The organism is Luteimonas colneyensis (assembly GCF_014836665.1).
Lineage (GTDB): Bacteria > Pseudomonadota > Gammaproteobacteria > Xanthomonadales > Xanthomonadaceae > Luteimonas > Luteimonas colneyensis.
Genome location: NZ_JACSQJ010000008.1, coordinates 1 through 26,934, shown reverse-complemented (window position 1 = coordinate 26,934; position 26,934 = coordinate 1). Strand labels below are relative to the sequence as shown.

At 71.6% G+C, this 26,934-nt stretch carries 27 protein-coding genes; 11 read left to right on the top strand and 16 right to left on the bottom strand.

The window, feature by feature from the left end; all coding sequences use genetic code 11:
• Positions 1–17: 17 nt before the first annotated feature.
• From atpE to H9645_RS12505, 4 genes are all read right to left on the bottom strand, one after another.
• Complete coding sequence (atpE, locus tag H9645_RS12520; protein WP_189497603.1) at positions 18–317, bottom strand: F0F1 ATP synthase subunit C; 300 nt, start codon at positions 315–317, stop codon at positions 18–20.
• Positions 318–388: 71 nt separating this feature from the next.
• Positions 389–1,186: a F0F1 ATP synthase subunit A gene (gene atpB, locus H9645_RS12515; protein WP_191730020.1), complete on the bottom strand. Its 798-nt coding sequence runs from the start codon at positions 1,184–1,186 to the stop codon at positions 389–391.
• A 1-nt stretch (position 1,187) separates the two neighbouring features.
• The gene (locus H9645_RS12510; RefSeq protein ID WP_225218241.1) at positions 1,188–1,571 is read right to left on the bottom strand and encodes a hypothetical protein; all 384 of its coding nucleotides are present in this window, start codon (positions 1,569–1,571) and stop codon (positions 1,188–1,190) included.
• Between the two features lie 278 nt (positions 1,572–1,849).
• Positions 1,850–3,394 carry a BCCT family transporter gene (locus tag H9645_RS12505; RefSeq protein WP_191730019.1) on the bottom strand — a complete coding sequence of 515 codons (1,545 nt, stop codon included), beginning with the start codon at positions 3,392–3,394 and terminating at the stop codon, positions 1,850–1,852.
• 106 nt (positions 3,395–3,500) lie between these two features.
• On the opposite strand from H9645_RS12505, the gene H9645_RS12500 reads away from it, so the two are divergent.
• Positions 3,501–4,436, top strand: coding sequence for a TonB-dependent receptor (locus H9645_RS12500; RefSeq protein ID WP_191730018.1), 936 nt, complete (start codon positions 3,501–3,503; stop codon positions 4,434–4,436).
• A 43-nt stretch (positions 4,437–4,479) separates the two neighbouring features.
• On the opposite strand, the gene H9645_RS12495 is transcribed toward H9645_RS12500, so the two are convergent.
• From H9645_RS12495 to H9645_RS12480, 4 genes are all read right to left on the bottom strand, one after another.
• Complete coding sequence (locus H9645_RS12495; protein ID WP_191730017.1) at positions 4,480–6,564, bottom strand: SpoIID/LytB domain-containing protein; 2,085 nt, start codon at positions 6,562–6,564, stop codon at positions 4,480–4,482.
• 147 nt (positions 6,565–6,711) lie between these two features.
• Positions 6,712–8,628: an N-acetylmuramoyl-L-alanine amidase gene (locus H9645_RS12490; RefSeq protein WP_191730016.1), complete on the bottom strand. Its 1,917-nt coding sequence runs from the start codon at positions 8,626–8,628 to the stop codon at positions 6,712–6,714.
• 255 nt (positions 8,629–8,883) lie between these two features.
• A complete protein-coding gene (lpdA, locus tag H9645_RS12485; RefSeq protein ID WP_191730015.1) occupies positions 8,884–10,749 on the bottom strand; it encodes a dihydrolipoyl dehydrogenase in 1,866 nt (621 codons plus the stop codon).
• 10 nt (positions 10,750–10,759) lie between these two features.
• Positions 10,760–12,292 (bottom strand): dihydrolipoyllysine-residue acetyltransferase, encoded by a 1,533-nt coding sequence (locus tag H9645_RS12480; protein ID WP_425490247.1) that lies wholly within the window; start codon positions 12,290–12,292, stop codon positions 10,760–10,762.
• A 178-nt stretch (positions 12,293–12,470) separates the two neighbouring features.
• Here H9645_RS12480 and H9645_RS12475 point away from each other — a divergent pair, with 178 nt between their 5' ends.
• The gene (locus H9645_RS12475) at positions 12,471–13,097 is read left to right on the top strand and encodes an OmpW/AlkL family protein (protein WP_225218240.1); all 627 of its coding nucleotides are present in this window, start codon (positions 12,471–12,473) and stop codon (positions 13,095–13,097) included.
• A gap of 83 nt (positions 13,098–13,180) precedes the next feature.
• On the opposite strand, the gene H9645_RS12470 is transcribed toward H9645_RS12475, so the two are convergent.
• Positions 13,181–14,086 (bottom strand): DMT family transporter, encoded by a 906-nt coding sequence (locus tag H9645_RS12470; RefSeq protein WP_263598390.1) that lies wholly within the window; start codon positions 14,084–14,086, stop codon positions 13,181–13,183.
• A 106-nt stretch (positions 14,087–14,192) separates the two neighbouring features.
• On the opposite strand from H9645_RS12470, the gene H9645_RS12465 reads away from it, so the two are divergent.
• Positions 14,193–14,675 carry a YajQ family cyclic di-GMP-binding protein gene (locus tag H9645_RS12465; protein ID WP_191730013.1) on the top strand — a complete coding sequence of 161 codons (483 nt, stop codon included), beginning with the start codon at positions 14,193–14,195 and terminating at the stop codon, positions 14,673–14,675.
• The gene (locus H9645_RS12460; RefSeq protein ID WP_191730012.1) at positions 14,675–15,217 is read left to right on the top strand and encodes a DUF1415 domain-containing protein; all 543 of its coding nucleotides are present in this window, start codon (positions 14,675–14,677) and stop codon (positions 15,215–15,217) included. The genes H9645_RS12465 and H9645_RS12460 overlap by 1 nt, the downstream gene beginning before the upstream one ends.
• 630 nt (positions 15,218–15,847) lie before the next feature.
• Here H9645_RS12460 and H9645_RS12455 read toward each other — a convergent pair.
• Positions 15,848–16,546 (bottom strand): 16S rRNA pseudouridine(516) synthase, encoded by a 699-nt coding sequence (locus H9645_RS12455; protein ID WP_191730011.1) that lies wholly within the window; start codon positions 16,544–16,546, stop codon positions 15,848–15,850.
• Positions 16,543–17,625: a class I SAM-dependent methyltransferase gene (locus H9645_RS12450; RefSeq protein WP_191730010.1), complete on the bottom strand. Its 1,083-nt coding sequence runs from the start codon at positions 17,623–17,625 to the stop codon at positions 16,543–16,545. Before H9645_RS12450 ends, H9645_RS12455 begins: the two co-directional genes overlap by 4 nt.
• A 136-nt stretch (positions 17,626–17,761) precedes the next feature.
• On the opposite strand from H9645_RS12450, the gene H9645_RS12445 reads away from it, so the two are divergent.
• A complete protein-coding gene (locus tag H9645_RS12445; RefSeq protein WP_189497578.1) occupies positions 17,762–18,022 on the top strand; it encodes a hypothetical protein in 261 nt (86 codons plus the stop codon).
• Between the two features lie 19 nt (positions 18,023–18,041).
• Here H9645_RS12445 and H9645_RS12440 read toward each other — a convergent pair whose 3' ends face one another.
• Both H9645_RS12440 and H9645_RS12435 read right to left on the bottom strand, forming a co-directional pair.
• Entirely contained in the window at positions 18,042–20,576 is a 2,535-nt protein-coding gene (locus tag H9645_RS12440) for an ABC transporter permease (RefSeq protein ID WP_191730009.1), read from the bottom strand.
• On the bottom strand, positions 20,573–21,283 hold the full coding sequence (locus tag H9645_RS12435) for an ABC transporter ATP-binding protein (protein WP_191730008.1): 711 nt from the start codon (positions 21,281–21,283) through the stop codon (positions 20,573–20,575). Before H9645_RS12435 ends, H9645_RS12440 begins: the two co-directional genes overlap by 4 nt.
• 83 nt (positions 21,284–21,366) lie before the next feature.
• Here H9645_RS12435 and H9645_RS12430 point away from each other — a divergent pair, with 83 nt between their 5' ends.
• Positions 21,367–22,053 carry an arylesterase gene (locus H9645_RS12430; RefSeq protein ID WP_191730007.1) on the top strand — a complete coding sequence of 229 codons (687 nt, stop codon included), beginning with the start codon at positions 21,367–21,369 and terminating at the stop codon, positions 22,051–22,053.
• 9 nt (positions 22,054–22,062) lie between these two features.
• On the opposite strand, the gene H9645_RS12425 is transcribed toward H9645_RS12430, so the two are convergent.
• Both H9645_RS12425 and H9645_RS12420 read right to left on the bottom strand, forming a co-directional pair.
• The gene (locus tag H9645_RS12425; RefSeq protein ID WP_191730006.1) at positions 22,063–22,800 is read right to left on the bottom strand and encodes a M23 family metallopeptidase; all 738 of its coding nucleotides are present in this window, start codon (positions 22,798–22,800) and stop codon (positions 22,063–22,065) included.
• Between the two features lie 3 nt (positions 22,801–22,803).
• Positions 22,804–23,838 (bottom strand): L,D-transpeptidase family protein, encoded by a 1,035-nt coding sequence (locus H9645_RS12420; RefSeq protein ID WP_191730005.1) that lies wholly within the window; start codon positions 23,836–23,838, stop codon positions 22,804–22,806.
• A gap of 183 nt (positions 23,839–24,021) precedes the next feature.
• Here H9645_RS12420 and H9645_RS12415 point away from each other — a divergent pair, with 183 nt between their 5' ends.
• The 4 genes from H9645_RS12415 to H9645_RS12400 all read left to right on the top strand — a co-directional run bounded on the left by H9645_RS12415 (position 24,022) and on the right by H9645_RS12400 (position 25,723).
• Complete coding sequence (locus H9645_RS12415) at positions 24,022–24,582, top strand: DUF3016 domain-containing protein (RefSeq protein WP_191730096.1); 561 nt, start codon at positions 24,022–24,024, stop codon at positions 24,580–24,582.
• Between the two features lie 5 nt (positions 24,583–24,587).
• Entirely contained in the window at positions 24,588–24,872 is a 285-nt protein-coding gene (locus tag H9645_RS12410; RefSeq protein WP_191730004.1) for a DUF4031 domain-containing protein, read from the top strand.
• Positions 24,873–24,927: 55 nt separating this feature from the next.
• A complete protein-coding gene (gene msrB, locus H9645_RS12405; RefSeq protein WP_191730003.1) occupies positions 24,928–25,395 on the top strand; it encodes a peptide-methionine (R)-S-oxide reductase MsrB in 468 nt (155 codons plus the stop codon).
• Between the two features lie 85 nt (positions 25,396–25,480).
• The gene (locus H9645_RS12400; RefSeq protein WP_191730002.1) at positions 25,481–25,723 is read left to right on the top strand and encodes a DUF3297 family protein; all 243 of its coding nucleotides are present in this window, start codon (positions 25,481–25,483) and stop codon (positions 25,721–25,723) included.
• 54 nt (positions 25,724–25,777) lie between these two features.
• Here the strand turns inward: H9645_RS12400 and H9645_RS12395 are convergent, their stop codons facing one another.
• Complete coding sequence (locus H9645_RS12395; RefSeq protein WP_191730001.1) at positions 25,778–26,215, bottom strand: PepSY domain-containing protein; 438 nt, start codon at positions 26,213–26,215, stop codon at positions 25,778–25,780.
• Positions 26,216–26,379: 164 nt separating this feature from the next.
• Here H9645_RS12395 and H9645_RS12390 point away from each other — a divergent pair, with 164 nt between their 5' ends.
• Positions 26,380–26,736, top strand: a complete 357-nt coding sequence (locus H9645_RS12390) for a BON domain-containing protein (RefSeq protein ID WP_191730000.1) — start codon at positions 26,380–26,382, stop codon at positions 26,734–26,736.
• Positions 26,737–26,934: the final 198 nt, after the last annotated feature.

The window sequence follows — 26,934 nt, the reverse complement described above, 5'->3', positions numbered from 1 at the left end:
CGGACGCGAAGGGTTGATCAGCCGGCGACGCGTGCCAGCGCCTCGGTCCACGGACCGATGAACGGGCTGGCGAAGGCGAACAGCAGGCCGACGGCGACCGAGATGATGAACGCGGCGTCGATCAGGCCGGCGGTGATGAACATGCGGACCTGCAGCACCGGGATCAGCTCGGGCTGGCGCGCGGCCGACTCGAGGAACTTGCCCGACATGATGGCGAGGCCGAGGCCGGCGCCGAGCGCGGCGAGGCCGATCATGATGCCGATACCGAGGGCGGTCGAGGCCTGGACCTGGGCAAGCGTGGCGAGGATGGTTTCCATGGTGATCTCCGGGCGTGTTGCTTTGAGGGTTGGACGAAAGGGTGGAGGGTGGAACTGTTGAAGCTGGAACCTTAGTGGCTGTCTTCCGAGAGGCTCAGGTAGACGATCGACAGCATCATGAAGATGAACGCCTGCAGCGGGATCACCAGGATGTGGAAGATCATCCAGCCGAAGCCGAACAGGGCGCCGCCGATGAGGCCGAGGATGCTGGCGCCGCCAAGCACCCAGATCAGCAGGAAGACGATCTCGCCGCCGAACATGTTGCCGAACAGTCGCATCGCCAGCGAGATCGGCTTCGACAGCCACTCGACGATGTTGAGGATGAGGTTGAACGGCATCATCCACTTGCCGAACGGCGCGGTCAGGAACTCCTTCGAGAACCCGCCGATGCCCTTCGAGCGCAGCGCGAAGAACAGCATCAGGAAGAACACGCTGAAGGACATGCCGAGGGTGGCGTTGACGTCCGCCGTCGGCACCGGCTTCCAATACTCGATGCCGATCCACGACAGCGGGATGGCGAAGAAGTCGGCCGGGATGAACTTCAGCATGTTCATCATCAGGATCCAGAAGAACAGGGTGATCGCGATCGGCGTCACCAGCTTGCTGGAACCGTGGTAGGTATCGCGGGCCTGGCGGTCGACGAACTCGAGCAGGATCTCGACGAAGGCCTGCCACTTGCCGGGCACACCGGCGGTGGCGCGGCGGGTGCCGGCCCAGAACAGGAAGGTGATCAGCAGCCCCATCGCCAGCGAACTGACGAGCGTATCGACGTGCAGGGTCATGAACGACCCTTCGCCGACCGACGCGGTCAGGTTCTGCAGGTGGTGCTGGATGTAGCTGGTGGGGGTGAGATCCGCCGCAGCCGCCATGTCATGGATTCCCGTTTCGATGTCCGCTGGCCATGGCCAGCACCTGTGCCACCAGGGCGACGACCGCGCCCCCCATCACCGCCAGGGCCGGCAGCCTTGCCACTGCGATCGCGATGAACAGCGTCGCGATCACCACCAGCCACTTCGCCAGCAGCCCCAGCACCAGGCGCGCAAGCGCGCCGATGGCCGGGGCGATGCCGCCGCCCAGCGCGAGCACGCCGTACAGCGCGCCGCCCGCGGCGATGGCCCCGCCGCCCGCGAGGGCGGCCAGCGACCACGCAGGCCCCTTCGCCAGCAGCGCAAGCGAAAGCGCGGCGACCGCGACCGCCTGGAAGGCGATCGTGCGCCGCACCAGCCGCGACCCTGCGGCAAGGGGATTGAGCATTGGTGTCCTGTGATCCTGGTGCAGGAGCCGGTCCGGTTTGAATCGGCCCCGTAAAGCCCCGGAAGTATAACAGTCACCTGCGCCCCGGGGCCAATGCCCACGGCCTGTCTTGCTGAACAGGCCGCCGCCGGCCGGGAGGGCCATCCGGCAGGTCCCGGTGGCATTCCCGGGAACCCTGGCGCCACGGCGCTGTCAGACCCCTTGCGCGGCCCGTGCGCTCTCCCCTCGTCGATCCGCACGGCCCCGCGGAAGCCCCGGCATGCCGGGGCTTCGACTTTTCAGCCGTCCTGCCGCCGCTCCTCCTCGCGGGCGATCCAGTCCTCGATGGCGCGGCGGGCGCGCCGCTCCTCGGCCTTGTCGCGCAGCACTTCCATGCCCAGCACCCGCTGCAGCCCCACCATCACGCCCAGCATCAGCAGCGCGAACGGCAGCGCCGCCACCGTGATCAGCGCCTGCAGCGCGTCCAGGCCGCCGGCCATCAGCATCGCCGCGGCGACCAGCGCGATCGCGATGCCCCACGCGAATTTCCTCGCCAGCGGCGGGTCGCCGGCGTGCTCGCTCGACATCGAGCCCAGCACCAGCACGGCGGAGTCGGCCGAGGTCACGAAGAAGATCACCAGCAGCAGCACGCTCAGCCCCGAGAGCAGGCCGGGGAACGGGAGCATGTCGTACATGCCGAACAGCACCGTCTCGTAGCCCTCGGCGAGCGCGCCGGCCATGTCCGCGCCGCCGAACATCTGGCCCCACAGCGCGGCGCCGCCGAAGGTCGCGAACCACGCGAAGCCCAGCAGGCTCGGGACCGCGACCACGCCCAGCACGAATTCGCGCACGCTGCGGCCGTAGGAGACCCGCGCAATGAACGCGCCGACGAAGGGTGACCACGAGATCCACCAGGCCCAGTAGAAGATCGTCCAGTCCGCCACCCAGGTGCTGCCGGAGAACGGCGTCATCGTCAGGCTCATTCCCACCAGGTGGTCGAGGTAGCTGCCGAGCGAGGTGGTGAAGGTCTCGATGATGAAGCCGGTCGGCCCGAGCAGGGCCACGGCCAGCAGCAGCAGGCCGGCCAGCGCCAGGTTGAAGCTCGACAGCCACTTGATGCCGCGGTCGACGCCCGTCGCGCTCGAGGCCATGTAGAGCACGAAGCCCCCCGCGATCACCGCCAGCTGCATGCCGAGGCCGCCGGGCACGCCGAACACCCGGCTCATGCCGGCGCTTATCTGCATCGTGCCGAAGCCCAGCGTGGTGGCGACGCCGATCGCGGTCGCGACCACCGCCACGATATTGACCACGCTGCCCACCCACCCGAGATGGCGATCGCCGATCAGCGGCTGCAGCACGTCGCTGACCAGGCCGCGGCCGCTGCGGTTGTACTGGAACCACGCGATCGCCAGCCCCATCAGCGCATAGATCGCCCACGGATGCAGGCCCCAGTGGAAGAAGGTGTAGCGCATCGCCGCGCGCGCGGCCTGTGGCGTGCCGGGCGGCAGGCCCTCGGGCGGCCGGACCAGGTGCGAGACCGGCTCGGCCGCGCCCCAGAACACCAGGCCGATGCCCATGCCCGCCGCGAACAGCATCGCCAGCCACGTGGGTCCCGAGAATTCGGGCTCGGCATCGCGGCCACCGATGCGCAGGCGTCCGGCCGGACCGAAGGCAAGCCATGCCAGGAACGTCAGCGTCAGGAACACGATCAGCAGGTACATCCAGCCGGCGTGCGCGATCACCGCCGCGAGCGCGGCAGCGGTGAGTTCACCGAAGCGCTCCGGCGCGACGCCGGCGACCATCGACAGCAGCACCACCAGCAACAGCGAAACCCGGAACACCATCACGCACCTCCTCCGCCACGCGGCGACACCGCAGCATAGTCCTCGTTCACGCATCGGGGACCCGCGCACGAACAAAGATATGCACCCCCCCAACGCTGGACCCCCCATGACCCGTGCTTCCCGTGCAGCATCCCCGCGTCCCCGCATCCACCGCCACGCACTGGCCTTCGCGCTGCTGGCCCTGGCCGCCGCGCAGACCGCGTCCGCGCAGGACGACAACAGCCGCGACGACCGCTTCACCCTGCGCCTGAGCGCCTTCAATCCCGGCGCCGACCTCAACCTGGGCCTCGATGGCGAGGCCACCAGCGAGGGCGAGACCGCGGTCTTCTCCGACGCGGTGAACCTGGACACCGGCGACGAGTGGCGCCCGCGCGGCGCGCTCAACTTCCGCATCAGCGACCGCCAGTCGATCGGCGCCAGCTACTACGACTACGAGAACGACGAGGACTGGAGCTTCGGCGGCGGGTCCGTGGATCCCGGCCTGCCGGACGGCCCGGTCGGCCTGCCGGCGGTCGACGCCCACGGCCGCATCAAGTTCGCGATGGCCTCGGCCCACTACGAGTACGCGATCGTGGACACGCCGGCGCTTGAGTGGGGCCTCGGCCTCGGCGTCACCCATCTCGACCTGGAGGCCACCGCCGACGTCGCATGGTCGGGCACGGACGAGCTCGAGGCCGGCACCGCGCGGATGGAGGAAGGCTTCGACGGCTGGAGCCCCGCGGTCCACACCCGGCTCACCTGGCGACCGTCGGAGCGCTGGCGCGTCGACCTGGACGGCCAGTACCTGGATGCGGGCTGGGGCGACTTCATCGACGAGGACGGCCACTTCGAACGCGCCGGCGTGGTCGTCGAGTATCTCGTCACCGACCGCATCGGCATCCACGTCGGCTACGACTGGTTCCGGCTCAAGCTGCGCGACAACTTCTCCGGAACGATCGTGCCGCCCGCGGAGGCCGGCCTCGCCGACATCGCCTGGTCGGCGGCGGCGCGCACCGAACTCAAGGTGCACGGCCCGATGGCGGGCGTGACCTTCCGCTTCTGACCGCAGGCCCGCGGGGCGGCCATCCCGCCTCGCGGGCCCTCGCTCAGTTCCGCACCTGCACGTCGTCGATGTAGACGTTGATGTCGTAGCTGGTGTTGGCGTGGTACAGCCAGATCGCGTCCAGCTTCACGTTGCTCGCACTGATCGCGCCGTTGCCGCCTGCCCAGGCGCTCCACTGGCCGGCGTCGGCCAGCGGCCAGGACACGTAGGTCCAGCGGTTGGCCGGGATCGCGCGAGTGACCGAACGCTCGGTGCCATCGCTGTCGTCGATGCCCACCGCCACGCTCATCCCGCTGCCGCCGGCATAGACCCAGAAGCCGACGCTGCCCGTGCGCGACAGCGGCGCATTGGCCGCGGGAGTACCGACGCCCGACAGCAGGCGCACCGCCCAGGCGGCGCTGCTGCCGGGATCGTCCACCAGCCGGACATGCAGGGAACACGTGCCGCCATGGCGGACGCTGCAGGTCCGCATGGCAGTCGAGGCGGTGCTGATGCCCACGGTGCTGCCCGAGTAGGTGGGGCCGGTTCCGAACCGGCCCACGCCGTTCTCGAAGTTGTCGAGCATCGTGGTGGCGGTGGCGAGGTTGGCCAGGAAGGCATTGCGCATCCCGCCGGGCTGGTTGCTGTTGTTGAAGTAGTGGTTGGTGATCCACAGCCAGTCGCGCCCGTGGTTGGCGGCCCAGCGCTGCGTACCCCACTGGCTCATGCCGCGCCCGTGGCCGAAACAGCCGCGCCCGGTCCCGACCGGGTCGGACAGGCAGGGCCAGCCGTTGCGTGGCGATCCGTTGCGGCCGTTGCCGCAGCTGAGGTCGGGATTGCTGCATGACAGGCCATCGGACGGGTCGTCCCAGGCGTTGTTTTCGGCCGAGTATTCGCTGAAGGCGATGCTCTGGCCGTCGCGGGTCAGGACCACGCCGCGGGTGGCCGCGGCGGCGGCGACCGTGGCCGTCGCCGAACCCGGCTGGAACACCTGACAGGACGTGCTGCTGCAGATGTCGTACTGGCTGTTGACCGGATTCGCCACGTGGTAGGCGCCGTAGCTGCGGTACGCGATCGCGCCGGCGGCCAGCGACGCCGCCCGCCAGGACGCGATCCATTCATCGTCCAGGCCGCGGCCAACGTAATCCTCCAGCGCGTAGACCGACACCCCCGTGCAACTGCGCCCCGAGCAGTTGGTGCCGACGCGGATGCTGCCCGGCACCGGGAGGGTGGCAGCCTGCGCGGCGAGCTCGCGCGCCATCGCCACCGCGTGCGGATCGTCCGGATCCAGGGCCTGGTGCCGGTCGGTGGCGACGCGCTCGGCTTCGATCGCCGCCACGATCGGAGCCCCGGCCAGCGTGGCGCGCGCAGGCGCCGTCCCGGCCTGCAACTGGACGTGTCCGAAGTCGGCTGGCGGCGAGCCGCCAGGGGCGAGATCCAGGATCAGGTCATGGCTGTCCTGGTACAGCGCGAGATTGCGCAGCGCCTGCCGGTAGCCGCCGCCCTCGATCACCAGGCTGGTGGTTTCGGGCAGGGCTTCGGCGTCGGTGGTGGTGTGCGGGGATGCATGCAGCACCAGCTCGAACGCGCCGTCACGATCGGTGGTGGCGCTGCCCCCGCGTTCGGAGCGGATGCGCAGCCCCGGCAGCGGACGCCCCGAATCGCGATCGTAGACATGACCGGACACGATGGCGCAGACACCGCATTCAACGGCACGCAAGGCACGGCGCTCGGCCTCGACGGAGGGCCGCCGTGGCTGCAGCCAGAGCGTCACCGGCAACGCGGCCGTGCCGTCGACCTGGAGGGGCATCGACAGCGGGTGGTAACCCGGCGCCGATACGGACAGCTGGTACGCACCGTGCGCGACCTGCGCAAGTCGCGCACCCGAGGATGGCAGCGCGCCCTGGCGGACGGCATCGGCGCGCGCGAGTGATTGCAACTCGGCCTGGGCCGGCAGGCTGCGACCGCTCGCGCTGTCACGCACGCGCACCAGGGGCGCCGAAGGATCCGGCCGCGTGCCATCACTTGCCAGCAGCGGGGGTACAGGCCCCGCGTGCGCGAGGCCCGCCACGCAGGCGACGAACGCGGCCGCAAGGATCACGGCGCGGCGGCGGGGATGACCCGCCTTCCGGTCTGTCAGGGTGGACATGGGGCGTTTCCGGCGGATCGCTGGAATGCAACGGCAACTGCCGCGGGGCGGCCTGTCCGCATGCGGACCGCCCGCGACGGGCGCAGGCCCTCGCGCTGCCGCAGTGGGATGGGCGATGGCGGCGAACCGCCACCGCCCGGAGCCGGGTCAGTTCCTGGCCTGAACGTCGTCGATGTAGACGTTGATGTCGTAGCTGGTGTTGGCGTGGTACAGCCAGATCGCGTCCAGCTTCACGCTGCTCGCGCTGATCGCACCGTTGCCGCCCACCCAGGCGTTCCACTGGTTGGCATCGGTGAGCGACCAGGACACGTAGGTCCAGGTGTTGGCGGGAATCGAGCGGCTCACCGAGCGCTCGGTGCCGTCGCTGTCGTCGATGCCCACGCCCACGCTCATTCCGGAGCCGCCTGCGAACACCCAGAAGCCGACGCTGCCGTTGGCGCGCGACAGCGCGACGTTGCTGCCCGGATTGCCGCTGCCCGAGAGCAGGCGCACCGCCCAGGACGCGCTGGTGTTCGGGTTGTCCTTCAGCAGCACCCGCAGCGAGCAGCTGCCGTTGCGGCGGGTGGTGCAGGTGCGGGTCGCGGTGGACGCGGTGGAGATGCCGGTGGTGCTGCCGGAGTAGGCCGGCGACGTGTTGAAGTGCCCGACGCTGCTCTCGAAGCGGTCGAGGTACTTCGTGCCGCCACCGCTGCCGGGGTTGAGCAGGTTGTAGTAGCTGGCCCAGTTCCAGTTGATGCCCGGGTCGGTGTGGGTCTGGCCGCTGAAGTGCTGGTGACCCTTGATCTTGACCGAGGTCGGCAGGACGTTGATGCCGCTCGAGGGCGCGCCCTTGTAGGCGCTGGAGCAGGTGATGGCGCTGTACTTCGAGCAGAAGTTGCGCACCAGCGCCGCCGATGCGTTGTACATCGCGCTGGTGTACCAGCTGCTGTTGTTGACGTAGCCCTCGTGCTCGATGCCCAGGGTGTAGCTGTTCTGGTTGCGCACGTGCCAGGCGGTGTGGGCGTTGCGCACCATCTGCGTGACCTGGCCGTCGGAGCTGCGGATCACGTAGTGGGCGCTGACGTTGGCGGCCGAGTTCTTGAACCAGCTGATGGTGCCGGCGTAGCTGCCCTGCGCGGTGTGCAGGGTGACCGCGCTGACCGCGGCGCTGCGCGAGGCGTTGTAGTTGGTCGAGTGCGCCGGGTTCCAGATCGCCGGGCCGTAGTCGGTGCTCTGCGCGCGCACGCTGCCGTCGCCGCCGTCCTTCTTCGACGGCGTCCGCACCAGCTGCTCGCTGACCGGATCGATGGCGTAGCCGTCGACCTCGATGCGGTCGCCCTCGACGTCGAGGCGCACGAACGGCGCCTGCAGGCGCACCAGCATGTCGAGGTCGAAGGCGCGCTCCCACTCCACGGCCTTCTGCGGCACCACCATGCCCTTCTCGTCGATGCCGCGGTCCTGAGCCAGCAGCACGTCGAAGGCGAAGCTGGCGCGCGCGTAGTCGTCGATCGCGCCGCCGGCGGGCGACGCGGAGAAGCCCGCATAGCGCGCAAGCGCCGAGGCCAGCGCCGCGGGATCCCTGGCGTCATGGCCACGCAGCTGCCGGTCCAGCAGCGCCGCGGCCGCCATGATGCTGGTGGCCGGGTCGAGCCTGACGCGCTCGGCCGGCACGCCGAGCAGCCCCGCGGCCTCGCCCACCTGGTCGGCGAAGCCATCGCCGGCATACAGGCCCATCACGCCGTGCGCCGCGGGCATGTGGCCGTGATCGGCCATCGCGCCCGACTCGTCGGCGCGCACGTTCTGCCAGCGGCTCTGCACGTAGGCGATGGCCTCCAGCGTGCCGCGCGGAAGCTGCGGATACGCGGCGTAGGCGCGCTTGAAGTACGCGGGATAGGCGGCGCGCTCGGCGCGCAGGCGCACTTCCTCGTTGCGCAGGCGCTCGTCCATCGCCGCTTCCTGCTTCGCGGCGGCGAGGTCGTCCCCTGCGTCCCACTGCGCGATCCGCGATTCCCCCGCCGACGCCCCCGCAGCGGCCAGCGCGGTGGACAACAGCAGCACTGCCCCATGACTGTTCCGAATCTTCATCTCGACCCCTCGTTGCGCCTCTGGCGCTTGGCTCCCCCCGTTCCCGGAACCGGACCAGCGGGCGCGCGATCGCGCCCGCCGCTACCGGATACGCGGCCGCGGGGGGAAGGCGCCAGATGGGGTCGGCCCTAAGGGGACGGGAAGCGCGACGCAGTGACGGCGTCGATGTGCGCGCGGTCACACCGGCGCGCCGGATGCGGCCTGCCGCCCCACCCCGGGGACGGGGCGGGGAGGCGCGGCCGGCGCGCGGCCGGCCTACTTGCGCTTCGGGATGTAGAGGTCGGTGATCGTGCCGTCGTAGACCTCGGCGGCCATCGCCACCGATTCGCCCAGCGTCGGGTGCGGATGGATGGTGTGGGCGATGTCGCCAACTTCCGCGCCCATCTCGATCGCCAGCGCGGCCTCGGAGATCAGCTCGCCCGCGTGCACACCGACGATGCCGGCGCCGACCACGCGCTGCGTGGCCTCGTCGAACACCAGCTTGGTGAAGCCTTCGGTGCGCGCCAGGCCGATGGCGCGGCCGCTGGCCGCCCACGGGAACTTGCCGACGCCGACCTTGAGCCCCTTGGCCTTCGCCTCGTTCTCGGTCACGCCCACCCAGGCGATCTCCGGGTCGGTATAGGCCACCGACGGGATCACCCGCGCGACCCATTCCTTCTTTTCGCCGGCGGCCACTTCCGCGGCCAGCTTGCCCTCGTGCGTCGCCTTGTGGGCCAGCATCGGCTGCCCGACGATGTCGCCGATGGCGAAGATGTGCGGCGCGCTGGTGCGCATCTGCGCGTCGACCTCGATGAAGCCGCGCTCGCCTACGCGCACGCCGGCCTTCTCCGCGTCGATCTTCCCGCCGTTCGGCGCGCGGCCCACGGCCACGAGCACGCGGTCGTAGAGCTTGCCGTCGGGGATGCTGTCGCCTTCGAAGGCGACGTCGATGCCCTTCTTGGCGGCCTTCGCCTCCACGACCTTCGTCTTCAGGTGCACGGCCACGCCCTGCTTCTTCAGGCGATCGGCCAGCGGCTTGACCAGGTCGCGATCGGCGCCGGGGATCAGTTGGTCGGCGAGTTCGACCACGGTCACCTCGCTGCCCAGCCCGCGGTACACCGTCGCCATTTCCAGGCCGATGATGCCGCCGCCGACCACCAGCAGCTTCTTCGGCACGTCGGCCAGCTGCAGCGCGTCGGTCGAATCCATCACCCGCGGATCGTCCCAGGGGAAACCGGGCAGCTTCAGCGCCTGCGAGCCGGCGGCGATGATGCACTGCTCGAAGCGCAGCAGCTGGACCTTGCCGTCGTCGCCGGTGACTTCGATCTCGTTGGCCGACACGAAGCGGCCGGTGCCCTGCAGCACGCGCACCTTGCGCTGCTTCGCCATGCCGGCCAGGCCCTTCGTGAGCTGGCCGACCACGTTGTCCTTGTAGCCGCGCAGGGTGCCAAGGTCGATCTTCGGCGCGCCGAAGTCGACGCCGAAGGCGCTGGCGTGCGCGGCCTGGTCGATCACGTCGGCCGCGTGCAGCAGCGCCTTCGACGGGATGCAGCCGACGTTGAGGCAGACGCCGCCCAGGCTCTGGTAGCGCTCGACCAGCACGGTGTCGAGGCCGAGGTCGGCGGCGCGGAAGGCGGCGGTGTAGCCGCCGGGGCCGGCACCGAGCACGACGATGCGGCATTCGACGTCGGCCTTGCGGCCGCTGGATGCAGCGGCCGCCGCTGCCTCCGGCTCGGCCGGGGCGCGGTGCGAGCGCGCGACCGGCGGCTTGCCGGGGCCCGCGTCCTTCGACGCACCCGCGGCGGACGCAGCGGCGGGGGCGTCGGCCTTCGCCGGCGCAGGCGCGTCTTCCGGCGCCGCGCCATCCTTCGCCGGCACAGGCGCGTCGCCGCCGCCCTCGCCTTCGACCTCGAGCACCAGCACGACGCTGCCTTCGGCGACCCTGTCACCGACCTTGATGCGCAGCTCGCGCACCGTGCCGGCAGCCGACGAGGGCACTTCCATCGTCGCCTTGTCCGACTCCAGCGTCGCCAGGCCCTGGTCGACGGCGACGGTGTCGCCGACCGCCACCAGCACTTCGATCACCGGGACGTCGTCGAAACCGCCGATGTCGGGCACCTTCACTTCGATCGTGTTCGCCATGGCCGCGTCCTCAGAGCATGGCCCGGCGCATGTCGCCGAGCAGCTGTACGAGATGGGCGGTGAAGCGCGCCGCCGCGGCACCGTCGATCACCCGGTGGTCATAGGACAGCGAGAGCGGCAGCACCAGCCGCGGCTTGAACTTCTCGCCGTTCCAGACCGGCTGCATCGCCGACTTCGACACCCCCAGGATCGCCACTTCCGGCGCATTGACGATCGGCGTGAAGCTGGTGCCGCCGATGCCGCCGAGCGAACTGATCGAGAAGCAGCCGCCGGACATGTCGGCCGGGCCGAGCTTGCCTTCGCGCGCCTTCTTCGCCAGCGCGGAGGTTTCCTGCGCGATCTCGTTGATGCCCTTGCGGTCGACGTCGCGCACCACCGGGACCACGAGGCCGTTCGGGGTGTCGGCCGCGAAGCCGACGTGGAAGTACTTCTTCAGGATCAGCGTCTCGCCCGAGGCGTCGAGCGAGGCGTTGAACTGCGGGTACTTCTGCAGCGCGGACACCACGGCCTTCATGATGAAGGCGAGCATGGTGAGCTTGATGCCGGCCTTTTCGTTTTCCCGGTTCAGGGCGACGCGCAGCGCCTCGAGGTCGGTGATGTCGGCGTCGTCGTGCTGGGTGACGTGCGGGATCATCGCCCAGTTGCGCGCGAGGTTGGCGCCGCTGATCTTCTGGATCCTCGACAGCGGCTTCTCTTCGACCTCGCCGAACTTCGAGAAGTCCACCTTCGGCCACGGCAGCAGGTCGAGCCCGCCGCCGCCGGCCACCCGGCCGCCCGCCGCGGCGCCGCCGGCCAGCGCCGACTTCACGAACTGCTGCACGTCCTCGCGGGTGATGCGGCCGCCGCGGGCGCTGCCCGGCACCTGCTGCAGGTCGACGCCGAGCTCGCGCGCGAACAGGCGCACCGCGGGGCTGGCGTAGGGCACCTTGTCGGGCATCACCGCGTCGGCGTCGAGGACCCGCGGCGGGGCCGCGCGGTCCGGGCCACCCGGAGGCTCGCGGTCGATCGAGGCCCTGGCGATGTTGTCGGGCTGCGCCGGCACGGCCACCGGCTCCACCCGGGAGCCGGTCTCGGCCGCACGGGTGGTCGCCGCGGCGGCCTCGGGCTGCGCGCGCGACGCGTCGCCCGCCCCGGCCTTGGCCGGCTTCGCGGCCTCGGAGGCCGCCGGCGCAGGATCCGCGGCGGCATCGCCGGCCGGCTCGATCAGGGCCACCAGCCCGCCCTCGGACAGCGTGTCGCCCACCTTGACCTTGACCTCGCGCACCACGCCCGCGAACGGCGCCGGCACTTCCATCGTGGCTTTGTCCGATTCGAGCGTGATCAGGCTCTGGTCCTTCGCGACCGTGTCGCCGGCGGCGACCAGCACCTCGATCACCGGCACATCGTCGAAGCCTCCGATGTCGGGGACACGCGCTTCCTGGGGGCTGGCCATCGGGGGATCTCCACGGACATTCGGGCGGACCGCTATTGTGGCCCCGCGCGATGCACGCGCCAACCTCGTCCCCGACGCCCTGCCGCGGCGGCCGTAGCCCCCATGCGCCACGGCTGCCGGCGGGTCATGGCCGGTTCAAGGCCGTCGACGCCGCGTGCGGTGCATGAACCGCGCGTGCAGAAGTTCCCCTCGAACCCGCCTCCGCGACAAGCGTGATTCATGCACGCGTCGCTAGGGTGGCGGCGCCCCACTCCCCGGGGCCCATACGCAAGTAACGAGGAGATCCCCCATGTCCCGCATTGCCCCCATCACGAAGATCCTGGTCCCCGCGGCGCTGGCCCTGGCCATCGCGCCTTCGGCCTTCGCCCAGGACAACGCCCCCGACAAGCGCGTCTCGGTGACCGCCGGCTATTCGCTGGTCGAGCCCACGCGCAACCCCGAGATCGCCGGTACCCGCACGCAGTTCGACGGCGAGGGTACGCCGACGCTGGGCGTCACCTACCACATCACCGACAACTGGGGGGTCGAGGCCTGGGCCGCCGACAGCTACGGCCAGCGCGTCAACACCGCGGCCGGCAAGGCCGGCAGCGTGGATGCCCAGCCGTACTCGCTGAGCGGCCAGTACCGCTTTGGCACCCAGGACAGCATCGTCCGCCCGTTCGTGGGCCTCGGTTACCACGAGACCAACTACGACAGCGAAACGCCGACGGCCGCCGGCCAGCGCGTGGGCGTGGAAACCGCCAAGGGCGCGGTGGCGACGGTCGGCATGGACGTCAACATCAGTCCGACCTGGTTCGCCCGCGCCGACGCGCGCTACTTCCAGGCCGATTCCGACGTGCACATCGGCGGCGAGAAGGCCGGCGACGCCAAGCTCGACCCGGTGATGGTGGGCGTCGGCATCGGCGCGCGCTTCTGACCGCCAGTCCTTTCGCGTGACCGAAGCGGGCCCCTTGCGGGCCCGCTTCCTTTTTCGGCGGCTTCGAGACGCCTCTCGACGCGCTACGGCACCGTGTCCTGCACGGGCGCGACCTGGCCGCGCACCACGCGCTCGCGGCGCATCAGGTACAGCCCGCTGACCACGATGATCGCGGCGCCCAGCCAGGTCATGCCGTCCGGCAGCACGCCCCAGAGCACCACGTCGAGCAGCACCACCCAGACCAGTGCGGTGTATTCCAGCGGCGCGATCAGCGAGGCCTCGCCGAGCCGGAACGCATGCGTCAGCGCCACCTGGCCGAGGGTGCCGGAGACCGCGACCCCGGCCAGCAGCCAGGCGTCCGCCGCGCGCAGCGGAACCCACTCGGGCCAGGCCAGCAGGCCGGCACCCACGGCCACCATGCCGAGGAACCAGAACACCAGCGCCTGCGCGCTGTCGCGCTGCGCCAGCATGCGCACGGTCACCACCGAAGCGGCGTAGCAGACGGTGCCCAACAGCACCAGCAGGCCCGGGCGGGCCAGCACGCCCTCGCCACCGGGGCGCAGCACCACCAGCACGCCAAGGATGCCGACCACGATCGCGGTCCAGCGCCGCGGGCCCACGTGCTCGCGCAGCAGCGGCACCGCCATCGCGGTCACCAGCAGCGGGCCGACGAAGCTGATCGCATAGGCGGTCGACATCGGCAGGTCGCGCAGCCCGGCCACGAAGCAGGAGAGGAACAGCACGCCGAGCACGCCGCGCAGCAGGTGCAGCGGCCAGTGCACGCGGAACAGCGGACCCAGGCCCGTGGTCGCCAGCGCCCAGGCCAGCACCAGCGGCAGTCCCACCGCACCGCGCAGCGCCGCCACCTGCATCGGCGGGTAGTGCCCGGCCAGCTGCTTCATGCAGGCGTCCATCACGCACAGCACGGCGACCGCGAACAGCATCGCGACCACGCCCAGGCGGTGGTCGCGTGAGGCGGCATCAGGCATGGCGGAGTCCGGGCGTTGGGGAGCGGGGCGCACATGATGCACGAGGGCCCGGCGATCGGCGTTGCGGTACCCTGAGCGCCTGTTCCCCCGCACCGGAAAACGCGCCATGCCGTCCTTCGACATCGTCTCGGAAGTCGACACCCACGAACTCACCAACGCCGTCGACCAGGCCAACCGCGAGCTGTCCACGCGCTTCGATTTCAAGGGCGTCGACGCGGCCTTCGAGCGCGAGGACGCGGTGATCACCCAGCGCGCGCCCAGCGACTTCCAGCTGCAGCAGATGACCGACATCCTGCGGGCACGGCTGGCGGCCCGGAAGATCGATACCCGCTGCCTGGAATTCGGCGACGTCGAGAGTAACGTCGCCGGCGCGCGCCAGAAGGTCACGGTCAAACAGGGCATCGGCCGCGAGCTGGCGAAGAAGATCCAGGGCGAGATCAAGGCCGCGAAGCTGAAGGTCGACACCCAGGTCAACGGCGACAAGCTGCGCGTGACGGGCAAGAAGCGCGACGACCTGCAGGCGGTGATGGCGCTGCTGCGCGCCGGCGATTTCGAGCTGCCGCTGCAGTTCGACAACTTCCGCGACTGATGGATCCGATCTACGACACCCGGCGCTGGCTCGAGCGCGCGGTCATCGGCCTGAACCTCTGTCCGTTCGCCAAGGCGGTGGTGAACAAGGGCCAGGTGAGGATGGTACTGAGCGAGGCGCGCGACGAGGAGGCGCTGCTCGCGGAGCTCGGCGAGGAGCTGGTGCGCCTGCGCGATACGCCGGCGGCGGAGGTCGATACGACGCTGATCGTGCATCCGCAGGTGCTGGGCGACTTCCTCGACTACAACGATTTCCTCGACACGGCCGATGCGCTGGTGGAGGAGCTCGGCCTCGAAGGCGTGCTGCAGGTGGCGAGTTTCCATCCGCAGTACCAGTTCGCCGACAGCGGTCCCGACGACATCGCGAACTTCACCAACCGCTCGCCGTGGCCGACGCTGCACCTGCTGCGCGAGGACAGCGTGTCGCGGGCGGTCGAAGCGTTTCCCGATCCGGACGCCATCGTCGAGCGCAACGTCGAGACGTTGCAGAAGCTGGGACATGCGGGCTGGCGCGAGCTGCTCCAGGGGACGGATCCGGAGTAAGGGCACCGGCCTGCAGCGAGAGCCGGTTTGTCGCCGGGGCGCCGGCTTCGGGGGCGTCGGCTTCGGGTGGGGCGCGTGCCTCTCCGGGGGGAGCATGGACCGGCGAAGCAGCCATCCATGGCTGATTCGCCTTCCGCGCACGTCCTTGTGCGCTGTCCATGCTCCCCCCGGAGAGTCCCGCTTCCGCAAGGCCGCTGATCGCGGCTTCGGCAAGTTCCGCGTCCGCCAGCCCAGGCTTCACGTTGGGAGGAAGCCCAGGTGAGTCGTCGCAAAACGGAGTTGGGGCCGCTGCCTTCCAAGGCGCACTTCCCGCAGGTGGTCAATGCCAGGCCCGCTTCAGCTCGACTGCAGCACTGTCCCCGCCCTGAGTCGGAGCGAATCTTGCCTGGACGGATCATCACGGTGAATCCATGGCCCCGGCGTGCCGTAAGGGCAACGGTGCGGCGGCTGTTGCTTCTCGCCACGGAAGCGCGAAGAACGGTGGTGCAGGAGCCGGATGGCGGGGGGAGTGCGGAGAGTGGGCCATGGATGGCCCACGCCCCCGCTTCCAGCCATGGATGGCTGGCGGCGGGGCGGAGCACTCCCCCCGCCAGCCGGATCCTGCGGCGCGCCGTCCGGCCCTACTTCTCCTCAGGCAAAAAGCTGCGTGCGGTCCGACTCGTCGAGCATCCGCCACTCGCCCTCGGGCAGGTCGCCGAGCGACAGGCCGCCGACGTGGCTGCGGTGCAGGGCGTCGACGTGGTTGCCGACGGCCGCGAACATGCGGCGGACCTGGTGGTAGCGGCCCTCGTGCAGGGTCAGGCGCGCCCGGGTGGGCGACAGGACCTCGAGTTCCGCCGGCAGCAGCGGCGTGGTCTCGGAGTCGAGCATCAGCGTGCCGCTGGCGAAGGTGGCGGCCTCGTCGCCGCGCAGCGGTTCGGCCAGGGTCGCTTCGTAGACCTTGGGAAGCTTCGACTTCGGCGAGATGATCCGGTGCAGCAGCTGGCCGTCGTCGGTCATCAGCAGCAGGCCGCTGGTCTCGCGGTCCAGGCGGCCGACCGTCGACAGCGTCGGCGAACGGTGCGCGAAGCGCGGCGGCAGCAGGTCGTAGACCAGGCGGCCACGGTCCTTCGTCGAGCAGGTGTAGCCGGCGGGCTTGTGCAGCATCAGCAGCAGGCCGGGTGGCGGGTCCAGCGGCTCGCCGTCCACGTGCACCTCGTGCCACTGCGGCGTGTCGTCGGCGTAGAGCACCTCGCCCGCTGCGTCCGTGACGCGACCTTCGCGGAACATCAGCGCGACCTGCCTGCGGCTTCCGTAGCCGAGGTTGGCGAGCGACTTGACCAGCTTCATCGCGCGGAGCCTCCGCGTCCCGCCGCGGCCTTCACCGCTTCGACGACCTTGAAGCCGCCCTGCTGCGCCACCAGCCGCGCTTCGCCGAAGCCGGCACCCAGCGCCTGCTCATAGGGCAGGTGGCGGTTGGCGACCAGCCACAGGCGTCCGCCCGGCCGCAGCGCCGCGGCTGCGGCGGCGATGAAGGCGCGGCCGATGTCGGGGCGCTCGCGGCCGTCGGGCGCGTGGAAGGGCGGATTGGTGACCACGACGTCGTAGCGGCCGGGCACGCCGGCGGTCACGTCGTGCCAGTGGAACGCGAGCGCGGCGCGCGACGCCGCGCCGGCCAGGTTGTGGCGCGCCATCGCCAGCGCGCGCGCGTCGGCCTCGTAGGCGTCGAGCGCGACGATGCCGGGGCTGCGCTCGAGCAGCTCGGCCGAGAGATAGCCGTAGCCGGCGCCGAGGTCGGCGGCGCGGCCGGCCAGGTCGACCGGAAGGTGCTGCGCGAGCAAAGCCGAGGCGGCGTCGATCCGGTCCCAGGCGAACACGCCCGGGCGGCTCAGGAAGCGGCCGCCGGCCACTGGCCTCGGGGCATCGAGCCCGCGCCACTGCGCGGCGAGCGCGGGATCGCCGCCCGGCTGGCCGGCGCGCGCCCAGAACACGCGGCACTTGTGCTTGCTGCGCGTGGTCACCGGACCGGCGATGCGGGCGAAGTCCGCTTCGGCGGATTTCGCGCCAGCGTCGTTGGCGACGCTGGCCACCACCATCGCGCCGGGCGCCGCGCGCGCCAGCGCTTCGGCGAACAGCGCCCGCGCCTCGTCGCGCTGGCGGGGCGGAAGCAGCAGCACCAGCGGCCGCCCGGCGTCTTCACTGCCGATGCCTGCCGCGACCGCCTCGTCGGCGACGGTGAAGCCGGCGCGCGCGAGCGCCTCGGCGTCGGGCCTGAACGGGGCTTCGCAGTCCAGTCCCGGCCACTCGTCCGCGGCAAGCGACGCACCCGCGCGCGCGCGCAGGAACACGGCGCCCGGCGCGCGGACGAGCTCGCCGTCGGCGAAGGGAAGCATCAGCGCGTCGAGGGCGGGATCGCCATGGATGGCCATCGTGGATCCGGTGCGGGAACAGGCCGCGATTGTAGTGCCGCCGGCAGCCTGCACGCCGCGCGCACGCGCGCTTCATCGCGAGCGAATGCGCGGTTTGCCAGCATCGGCCTCCCCCATGCAGCACAGAGGAACGCATATGCGCGCACTCTTCGTCGGCGGCCCGGTCGACAACAGCGAACTCGACATCGAGGCCGACACGCCCCCCACCCACTACCCGCCCAATACCGGCGGCGGCCAGTCGCGCTACCGGCTGCAGCAGGTCGGACGCCGCGGCGACGAAGTCGTCTATGCGGTCTACGGCGCACCCGACAGCGCCGACGACGACGTGATCGCGATCGCCGACGAGCGCGACTACGCGCGCCGCTTCGACGCCGAACCCGAGCGCGTCGGCGCCTGAGGCGCGTCCGGCCCTGCGCTCAGCCCTGGAGCTCGCGCAGGGTCACGGCCGGCGGCGCGTCCAGCACGCGCCGCGTGGCCCAGAGCCCGGCCACCAGCGCCGCCGCCATGCCGGCCAGCCCGCCGGCCACGGCCATGCCGATGTCGGGCGTCCACGGCAGGTCGAACACCTGCGTGGCCACCACGCCCGCCAGCAGCGTCGCGGCCACCGCCGCAACCAGCCCCGACAGCAGGCCGATCACCGCGAACTCCGACGCCTGGGCAAGCCGAAGCTGCCTGCGGCTGGCACCAAGCACGCGCATCACGCCGCCCTCCAGCAGGCGTTCGTCCTGGCTGGCGCTGATCGCCGCCAGCAGCACCAGCAGGCCCGCCGCCAGCGCGAACCAGAACACCACCTCCACCACCGTCGACACCTGGTCGGCGGTGTTGCGCACCTGCGTGAGCACGGCATCGACGTCGATCACCGAGACGTTCGGATAGCGCTGGACCAGCTCGCGCGTGAACGCGGTATCGCCCTGCGGCACGCTGACGGCGGTGATCCAGCTCGCGGGATAGCCGTCCAGCGCGCCAGGCGAGAACAGCACGAAGAAGTTCGGGCGGAAGCTTTCCCACTCGACCTCGCGCAGGCTGGTCACGCGACCTTCGATGCGGCGTCCGGCGATGTCGAAGGCGATGCGGTCGCCGAGCGCCCAGCCGAGTGATTCCGCGAAGCCTTCCTCGACCGACAGCTCCACGCCATCGGCGCCATCGGGGCCCCAGAACTCGCCCGCCGTCACGCGGTTGTCGTCGCGCAGCTCGCGCGCGGTGGAGAGGTTGAACTCGCGGTCGGCCCGGCGCTGCGCACGGCGGGAGTCGTCGTCGGCGGCGCCATCGCCGTCGGACGCGTAGTCGGCGCCGCTCACCGGCACGCCGTCGTGCGTGGCCAGGCGCCCGCGGACCATCGGGTACAGCACTGGCGGTGCCAGGCCCTGCCCGGCCGCCACCTCGGCGACCCCGTCGACCTGGTCCTGCTGCACGTTGACGATGAAGCGGTTCGGCGCCTCCTCGGCCAGCGCCAGCTGCCAGCGCGCCAGCAGGTCGGTGCGCACGAAGGTCAGCAGCAGGAGCGCCATCAGTCCGAGGCCGAGCGCGGAGACCTGGGCGATGCTGGTGCCGGCGCGACGGCTGACGTTGGCCAGGCCGTAGCGCGCGCTGCCGCGCAGGCGCGTGCGCAGGCGGCGCACGGCCAGGATCATCAGCCAGGCCAGCAGCGCCAGCGCACCCAGGGTCAGCGCGATGCCGGCCAGCATGGCCAGCGCCAGCGCCGGCGAGCCCGCCTGCCACCACAGCAGCGCACCGATGCCGACGATGCCGGCGGCGAGCACCAGCAGCGCGGCGGGCTCGGTGGGGTCGAGGTCGCGGCGCAGCACGCTCAGCGCCGGCACCCGGCGCAGCGCCAGCACCGGCGGCGCGGCGAAGGCGAGCAGCACCACCAGGCCTACGCCGTAGCCACCGATCGCCGGCAGCACGCCCGCCGGCGGGATCGCGATGCCGAGCATGCCGGCCAGCCAGCCGCCGATCGCCCACTGCAGCGCCCAGGCGATGCCCACGCCCACGCTGCAGGCGAGCAGGCCCAGCATCAGCAGTTCGCCGACGTGGATCCCGGCCAGCGTGGCCTGGCTGGCGCCCAGGCAGCGCATCACCGCCGCGCCCTGCAGGTGGCGCGCGCTGTGCCGGCGCGCGGCCATCGCCACCGCCACCGCGGCCAGCACCACCGAGACCAGCGCGGCGAGCCCGAGGAAGCGGCCCGCGCGGTCCAGCGCCGAGCGGATCTCGGGGCGCGCATCGGCCGCGGTTTCCAGGCGCTGGCCGCGCGCGAGGTTGGCGCGCGCCACTGCGGTGAAGCGTTCGACCGCGCCGGCCTCGCCCGCCACCACCAGGCGGTGGCGGATGCGGCTGCCCTCCTGCACCAGGCCCGTGGCGGCGAGGTCGTCGGGATGGATGAAGACCTTCGGCGCCACGTTGAAGTAGTCCAGCGCGGCGTCGGGCTCCTGCACCACCAGCGCCGCCAGGCGCAATTCCATCGTGCCGATGCCGACGGTGTCGCCGATGCGCGCGCCCAGCGTGTCGGCGCCGCCGCGGCTCATCCACAGCGTGCCCGGCGCGGGCACGCCCGCGGCCGCGCGCTCGACGCCATCGGCGCCGGCGATGCGGTATTCGCCCCGAAGCGGGAAGCCCTCGCCGATCGCGCGCAGCTCGCCCAGCTTCAGCTGCGCGTCGTTGCCCCGGCCGACGCGCACCATGGTGTCGAGTTCGACCGTGTCGGCCATGCGCAGGCCCGCGGCCTCCGCCGCCTCGCGGGCGGGTCCGCGGATCGGCGCATCGCCGCGCAGCACCGCGTCGCCGCCCAGCAGCCGGTTGGCCTCAAGCGCCAGCGCGCGTGCGGCGCGGTCGGTGACGAAGCCGACCGCGGTCACCGCGACCACCGCCAGCACCAGCGCGGCCAGAAGGATGCGCACGTCGCCCGACGCCAGGTCGCGACGCATCTGCCGCCAAGCGAGTCCGGCGATCCTCATGCCGCGCGCCCGGAGTCCGCCACCAGCCGACCGCCCTCGATGCGCAGCGTGCGCCGGCAGCGCCCGGCCAGGTGCTCGTCGTGCGTCACCAGCACCAGCGTCGTGCCGGCGTCCTGGTTCAGCGCGAACAGCAGCTCGATGATCGCCTGCCCGGTCGCGGTGTCGAGGTTGCCCGTCGGCTCGTCGGCGAACATCAGCGAGGGACCGGTGACGAAGGCGCGCGCCACCGCCACTCGCTGCTGTTCGCCGCCGGACAGCTGGCGCGGGTAGTGGCCGAGGCGCTCGCCGAGGCCGACGCGGGCCAGGATCGCGCGTGCCGGGCCTTCGACGTCGGCGTCGCCGCGCAGCTCCAGCGGCAGCATCACGTTCTCCAGCGCGGTCAGCGAGGGCAGCAGCTGGAAGTTCTGGAACACGAAGCCGACCTTCTCGGCGCGCACGCGGGCGCGGCCGTCCTCGTCGAGCGTCGACAGCGCTGCGCCGTCGATCTCCACCGAACCCGCCGTCGGCGCGTCCAGGCCGGCCAGCAGCGACAGCAGCGTGCTCTTGCCCGAGCCCGAAGGGCCGACGATGGCCACGCTTTCGCCACGCGCGATGGCGAAGGCCACGCCGTCGAGGATCACCAGTTCGCCGCCGGGCAGCTGCACGCGCTTGCCGAGTGCGGTGGCGGAGAGCGCCGGCGCGGCGGGGGTTCGGGACGAGTCAGCCATGGGGTCCTTCATCGGGGCATGATGTCCGGCGCGGCGACCGGCTGGGCCGGGCGCGATCGACGGACGGAACGAGGAGTCGCTGGATGAGGTCAGGATACCGGGCGCCACGGCGCTGGCTGCAATGTGCCATTGGTGCGTGCCTGCTGCTGTCGGCCGCGGCCGCCCTGGCGCAGCCCGCGCCCGCTGCACGCCCCGCGGTGACGGCGCAGCCGGCCACGGCGCCGCGCACCGTGCTGGTCATGGGCGACTCGCTCTCGGCCGCCTACGGCCTGCGCGCGGACCAGGGCTGGGTGGCGATGGTCGGCGAGCGCCTCGCCCGCGAGCATCCCGGCTGGCAGGTGGTGAACGCCAGCATCAGCGGCGAGACCAGCGCCGGCGGCTCGGCGCGCGTGGTCGACGAAGTGCTCCGGCACCGGCCCGCCGTGGTGGTGATCGCGCTGGGCGCCAACGACGCCCTGCGTGGCCTGCCGCTGCCCGAACTGCGGCGCAACCTGGCGCGGATGATCGGTGCCTCGCGCCACGTCGGCGCGCGCGTGCTGCTGGTCGGCATGCGCATGCCGCCGAACCTGGGCCCCGACTACACCCGCGGCTTCGAGCAGACCTATCGCGACCTCGCCGCGTTCTTCGACGTCGAGCTGCTGCCCTTCCTGCTCGAGCCGGTCGCGGCCGACCGCGGCAACTTCATGGAGGACAACCTGCACCCCACCGCCGAGGCCCAGCCCGCCATCGCCCGCCATGTCTGGCCCGCGCTGGAGCCGCTGCTGCGCTGAGCACGGCGCTCAGGGCGCGCGGCCGGAGAGCAGCGGCCAGGGGTCGATCGGCGTGCCCTCCCACCAGCGCTTTTCAGGGCCGAGCAGGAAGATCGCGAAGTGCAGGTGCGGCGCCGCCGGATCGGCGTTGCCGGTGCTGCCGACGTAGCCGATGACCTCGCCCTGGCGCAGCGCGGCGCCTTCCTCGAGACCCGGCGCATAGCGCTCCAGGTGCGCGTAGTAGTACGCATAGCGACCCGTGGGTTCGAACTGGTACATCGTCAGGCCGCCGCGATCGCTGTCGAACAGCTTCTCGACGTGGCCGTCGGCGACCGCCAGCACCGGCGTGCCGGCCGGCGCCATGATGTCGAGCGCCTCGTGCACGCGGCCCTCGCCGCGGTCGTCGTCGAAGGTCGGCGACAGCGACGAGGGCGCGACGCCCTGCACCGGCACCACCAGGTCCGAGGGCAGCGGGACCGCGGAGGGCCGCGCCGCGACGGCGGCCGGCGTGGCGGCAGGCGCTGGATCGGGGACCGCGACCGGCCGGATCGCGCCGCTGGCGCGGGTGCGGTCGACGCGGCTGGATCGGGCATCGCGAACCTCCGCCTGCACCGGCACATCGGCCGCGCGCTCATCCCCATCAGTCACCGGCTCCGCCACGGTGGGCGTCACCTGCACGATGCGGCCGCGTTCGGCGCGCGGCATCGCCAGGTAGTACGCGGCTGCCGCCAGCAGCAGGCCCGCGAGGAGGACCGCGATAGAGCGCACCGGCTACTCCTGCAGCACCGCCGGCATGCCCGGCTTCACCGCGTCGGCCAGCAGGTCGACGTGCCAGTTGGCGAGGCGGATGCAGCCGTGGGAATCGGTCTTGCCGACCTTGCCCGGCTCCGGCGTGCCGTGGATGCCGTAATGCTCCTTCGACAGGTCGACCCAGGCCACGCCGACCGGATTGTTCGGACCCGGCGCGAGCGTGGCCTTGGCATGCGAGGGATCGGCGTCCCAGAACAGGTCGGGGTTGTAGTGGAAGGTCGGGTCGCGCGCGACGCCCTTGATGGTCCACTCGCCGATCGGCAGCGGATCGTGCTCGCTGCCGGTCGAGGCCGGGAACTGCGCCACCACCCGGTCATCGGCGGCCAGCAGCTGCACGACGGAATCCGACTTGTCGACGACCACGCGCGCGATTTCCGGCAGCGGCGCGGCCGTCGCCACGCCGGGCACCACGATCGTCGTGCCCGCCGCGGACAGGTCCTTGCCGGGATTGAGGCGCTGCAGCAGCGCGGGGCTGGCGTGGAAGCGCTCGCCCAGCGCCTCGGCCACGCTCTCGTAGCCGAGCGCCTCGAGTTCCGCCCGCTCCATCATCCCGTCGGGCAGTTCGCGGAACGGTCCGGCCACGTCGGCAGCGGTGATCGCGTACTGCACCAGCACCGGCGCCGCGTCCTCGCCCAGCGCCTGCCAGGTGGGTGCGTCCAGTTCGCCGGTCGGCTCCAGGCCGCGGCTGTGCTGGAACGCGGCAAGCGCGCGCCGCGTGTTCGTACCACCCTGGCCGTCGATTTCGCCGGGCGAGAAGCGCGCGCGCTCCAGCAGCACCTGCGCGCGCAGCATCGCGTGTTCGCCGGTGGTGGTCGCGGCGTCGTTGGCCGCATGGTCCGCGGCCTGCGCCGCGCTGCCAACGGCAGGCGTTGCCGGCGCATCGGGCGTGGCCGCTTGCGTGGCCCTGGCGGGATCTTCCTTCTCCTGCGCACCGGACGGCAGGGCGATGGACAGCATCGCGGACAGCGCGATGGCGAGCGGAGTGGCTGGTCGCATGCACGGAACCTCGGGTGTTCGGGTGGCCGCGATCCTGCGCGAGCCACGGGCCATGCCACGTGAAGGCATGCGGCATTCCACGATGCGCGCTGAACGTGCCGGGCCGATAGTCGCGGCGTCCATTGCAGCCGCGCAGGCGGCGGCGCAGACTCGTGCAGGTCCCGAACGGAGGACATCCCCGTGATACGCACGCGCCACCTGGCCACCGTCCTGATCTCCGCCGCACTGGCCGCGGCCTTCGCCGCACCGGCGTCCGCCGCGCGGGTCACGGATCCCGACGTCCCGCGCAGCCTCGAAGCCGAGGGGCCGGTCACGGTGTCGTGGACCGATCCGCAGGCGTTCACCGAAATCCGCTACAGCCGCAACCGCTTCGAGGCGGAACGCGGCGACTGGGTGCGCGGCATCGCGCGCCATCTCGCCACGCGCGCGGCAGGCGCGCTCGGTCCTGGCGAGCGCCTCGACGTCGTGATCACCGACATCGAACGCGCCGGCGACTTCGAGCCCGGCGCGGGCCGCAGCGACGGGGTCCGGATCGTCCGCGACATCTACCCACCGCGCATCGACCTGTCGTACACGTTGTACGACGCGTCTGGCGACGTGATCGGCTCGGGCGAGCGCAGCCTGCGCGACATCGGCTTCCTGCACCGCCACGCGGGCACGGTGGGCAGCGGCGATCCCCTGCGCCACGAGAAGCGCCTGGTCGATGACTGGGTGCGCGACGAGCTCGCCGGCCGGACGCACTGAGCCCGATGGCGGTCTATGTCGACGATGCGGTCACGCTGTGGCGCGGCCGCCGCTGGGCACACCTGATGGCCGACACCCTGGACGAGCTGCACGCGTTCGCCGCCGCCCTGGGCATGCCGCGCCACGCCTTCCAGGACCGCACCAGCGGCGCCCACTACGACGTGACCGCGGAGCTGCGCGCGCGCGCGATCGAACTCGGCGCGGTGCCGATCTCGCGCCACCGCGACCGCGTGCGGATGCGCGCGGTGATCGCCAACGCCCGCCGCCAGGGGCGCCGCGAAGCGCCGTGACGCGCGCCCGGGATGCCGGGGCGATAATGGGCGCCGGACCACGCAGGAGATCCGCATGACCGGCTTCGACCTCAGCCCCCCCGACGATGCCCGGCGACGCGAGCTCGTCGAGGCGCTCGACGACGACGCACGCCGCGTGCTGCTTGCCCACGGCACCGAGGCGCCGTTCTGCGGCGCCTTCCTCGACAACCGGCGCGAGGGCACCTATACCTGCGGCCTCTGCGGGCTGCCGCTGTTCCGCTCCAGCGCGAAGTTTGACTCCGGCACCGGCTGGCCCAGCTTCTTCGCGCCGCTCGATCCCGCCCATCTCCGCTACGTGCGCGACCTCGGCCACGGCATGGTGCGCATCGAGGAAACCTGCGCGCGCTGCGGCAGTCATCTCGGCCACGTCTTCCCCGATGGCCCGCCGCCCACCGGCGAACGCCACTGCCTGAACTCGATCGCGCTCGGCTTCGTCGCCGATGGCGATCCCCTGCCCGACCTGCTGGGCCGGGGCGCTCCCGAAGGCAAGCCGCTGGCCTGAGGCTGCAGCGGGCGCGGCAGCCAAGTATCCTCTTGCGCCGCGCGCGCCCGCGCCCGGCGCCGCGCACGAACGCCTGGAAACCGACATGACGCAGACCCCGCCCGACCGCCTCAGCAACGATCCCCGCAGCCCCTACTACGACGAAGCCACGCTGGCGCGCGGCATCGGCATCCGCTTCAACGGCGAGGAACGCACCAACGTCGAGGAGTATTGCGTGAGCGAAGGCTGGATCCGCGTGGCCGTCGGCCGCGCGCTCGACCGCCGCGGCAACCCGATGACGATGAAGGTCAACGGCCGCGTCGAACCCTGGTTCCGCGACGCGGAATGAACGCGGGGCGCCATCGGGCGCCCCGCATCCGTCCAGAGCGGGCTGCAAGCGGGCTCAGTCGCGGTCCTTGCCGACGACCTTGCCCGTGTCGGGATCAAGCGTGAGCTTCAGCTCGCGCCCGTTCGCATCGTCCGCCTCCGCGGTCCACATGCCGTCGTCGAACTTCACATCGTGGATGTTCGAATATCCGGCGGCGCTGAGCTTCGCACGCACGTCGGCCTCGGCGAGCTGCGCCACCGCGTCCTCGGGATAGACCTTGCCGGTTGCCGGGTCGATGCGCAGCTCGACGCGCTGGCCGTCGGCGCTGCGCGCGTCCGCCTTCCACACGCCGTCGTCGAACTCGACGTCGTTGACGTTGGTATAACCCTGCGACTCGAGCGAGGCGCGGACCTGCGGCACGGTCATGGCGTCGTCGGCCTGCTGTGCGGCGGCGCCGCCGGCGGCGGCCATCGAAACGGCCAGGGCGAGCGCCTGGATGATGGCGTGCTTCATGGGAGAACCTCCTGCTGGGGGGAGGCCCGAGTATTGGAACCACCATGCGAACCGCGCATGAAATGCGCGGTCGCGTTCACGCTGCGGCAAGCGTCTGCTCACGCCGCGTCGATCCGCCCGGGAGTATCAATCGGCTCCCCCACGCAACATGGCGAGTAATACCGATGACCAGGACCAAGCGCATTCAGAACGGCACGCTGATGGCCACCGCCCTCTCCCTTCTGCTGGCGGGCGGCCATGCGATCGCAAACGACGACCCGAAGACCCATGCCGACCACGCCGGCGACTCCGACCAGCCCGTCGACGACACCTGGATCACCACCAAGGTCAAGGCCAGCCTGCTGGCCGACGAGGACGTCGCCGGCCTCGAAATCGATGTCGAAACCGTCAACGGCGTGGTGACGCTGCGCGGCGACGTGGCCAGCCAGATGCAGGTCGACGAGGCCAAGCGCATCGCCGCCGACATCAAGGGCGTGACCGACGTCGACGCCAGCGGCCTGTCGGTCGACGCGACCGAGTAGCCGACCGACCACGCGCCCACGCGGCGCCAGAGACGAGAACACCGGCCTCGCGCCGGTGTTTTTTTTGGTTCTTCTCCCAACCTAGGGGAATGTTCGCGTTGGTGTTTTCGGGCTGCGGCGACCCGGCGCGGACGCAGGGGGGATGCCCAGCCGGAATCTGCGCTGTCCTGCTCCCACTTCCGGCCGCCGGCCATCCAT

Bases quoted from the DNA above. Each gene is read 5' to 3' on its own strand.
- H9645_RS12510 (WP_225218241.1), bottom strand. From the start codon at position 1,571: ATGCTCAATCCCCTTGCCGCAGGGTCGCGGCTGGTGCGGCGCACGATC.
- msrB (WP_191730003.1), top strand. From the start codon at position 24,928: ATGACCGGCTTCGACCTCAGCCCCCCCGACGATGCCCGGCGACGCGAG.
- atpE (WP_189497603.1), bottom strand. From the start codon at position 317: ATGGAAACCATCCTCGCCACGCTTGCCCAGGTCCAGGCCTCGACCGCC.
- H9645_RS12445 (WP_189497578.1), top strand. From the start codon at position 17,762: ATGCGCGCACTCTTCGTCGGCGGCCCGGTCGACAACAGCGAACTCGAC.
- H9645_RS12435 (WP_191730008.1), bottom strand. From the start codon at position 21,283: ATGGCTGACTCGTCCCGAACCCCCGCCGCGCCGGCGCTCTCCGCCACC.
- H9645_RS12455 (WP_191730011.1), bottom strand. From the start codon at position 16,546: ATGAAGCTGGTCAAGTCGCTCGCCAACCTCGGCTACGGAAGCCGCAGG.
- H9645_RS12400 (WP_191730002.1), top strand. From the start codon at position 25,481: ATGACGCAGACCCCGCCCGACCGCCTCAGCAACGATCCCCGCAGCCCC.
- H9645_RS12390 (WP_191730000.1), top strand. From the start codon at position 26,380: ATGACCAGGACCAAGCGCATTCAGAACGGCACGCTGATGGCCACCGCC.
- H9645_RS12395 (WP_191730001.1), bottom strand. From the start codon at position 26,215: ATGAAGCACGCCATCATCCAGGCGCTCGCCCTGGCCGTTTCGATGGCC.
- H9645_RS12475 (WP_225218240.1), top strand. From the start codon at position 12,471: ATGTCCCGCATTGCCCCCATCACGAAGATCCTGGTCCCCGCGGCGCTG.
- H9645_RS12450 (WP_191730010.1), bottom strand. From the start codon at position 17,625: ATGGCCATCCATGGCGATCCCGCCCTCGACGCGCTGATGCTTCCCTTC.
- atpB (WP_191730020.1), bottom strand. From the start codon at position 1,186: ATGGCGGCTGCGGCGGATCTCACCCCCACCAGCTACATCCAGCACCAC.
- H9645_RS12410 (WP_191730004.1), top strand. From the start codon at position 24,588: ATGGCGGTCTATGTCGACGATGCGGTCACGCTGTGGCGCGGCCGCCGC.
- H9645_RS12440 (WP_191730009.1), bottom strand. From the start codon at position 20,576: ATGAGGATCGCCGGACTCGCTTGGCGGCAGATGCGTCGCGACCTGGCG.
- H9645_RS12460 (WP_191730012.1), top strand. From the start codon at position 14,675: ATGGATCCGATCTACGACACCCGGCGCTGGCTCGAGCGCGCGGTCATC.
- H9645_RS12490 (WP_191730016.1), bottom strand. From the start codon at position 8,628: ATGAAGATTCGGAACAGTCATGGGGCAGTGCTGCTGTTGTCCACCGCG.
- H9645_RS12505 (WP_191730019.1), bottom strand. From the start codon at position 3,394: ATGGTGTTCCGGGTTTCGCTGTTGCTGGTGGTGCTGCTGTCGATGGTC.
- H9645_RS12495 (WP_191730017.1), bottom strand. From the start codon at position 6,564: ATGTCCACCCTGACAGACCGGAAGGCGGGTCATCCCCGCCGCCGCGCC.
- H9645_RS12500 (WP_191730018.1), top strand. From the start codon at position 3,501: ATGACCCGTGCTTCCCGTGCAGCATCCCCGCGTCCCCGCATCCACCGC.
- H9645_RS12465 (WP_191730013.1), top strand. From the start codon at position 14,193: ATGCCGTCCTTCGACATCGTCTCGGAAGTCGACACCCACGAACTCACC.
- H9645_RS12470 (WP_263598390.1), bottom strand. From the start codon at position 14,086: ATGCCTGATGCCGCCTCACGCGACCACCGCCTGGGCGTGGTCGCGATG.
- lpdA (WP_191730015.1), bottom strand. From the start codon at position 10,749: ATGGCGAACACGATCGAAGTGAAGGTGCCCGACATCGGCGGTTTCGAC.
- H9645_RS12420 (WP_191730005.1), bottom strand. From the start codon at position 23,838: ATGCGACCAGCCACTCCGCTCGCCATCGCGCTGTCCGCGATGCTGTCC.
- H9645_RS12430 (WP_191730007.1), top strand. From the start codon at position 21,367: ATGAGGTCAGGATACCGGGCGCCACGGCGCTGGCTGCAATGTGCCATT.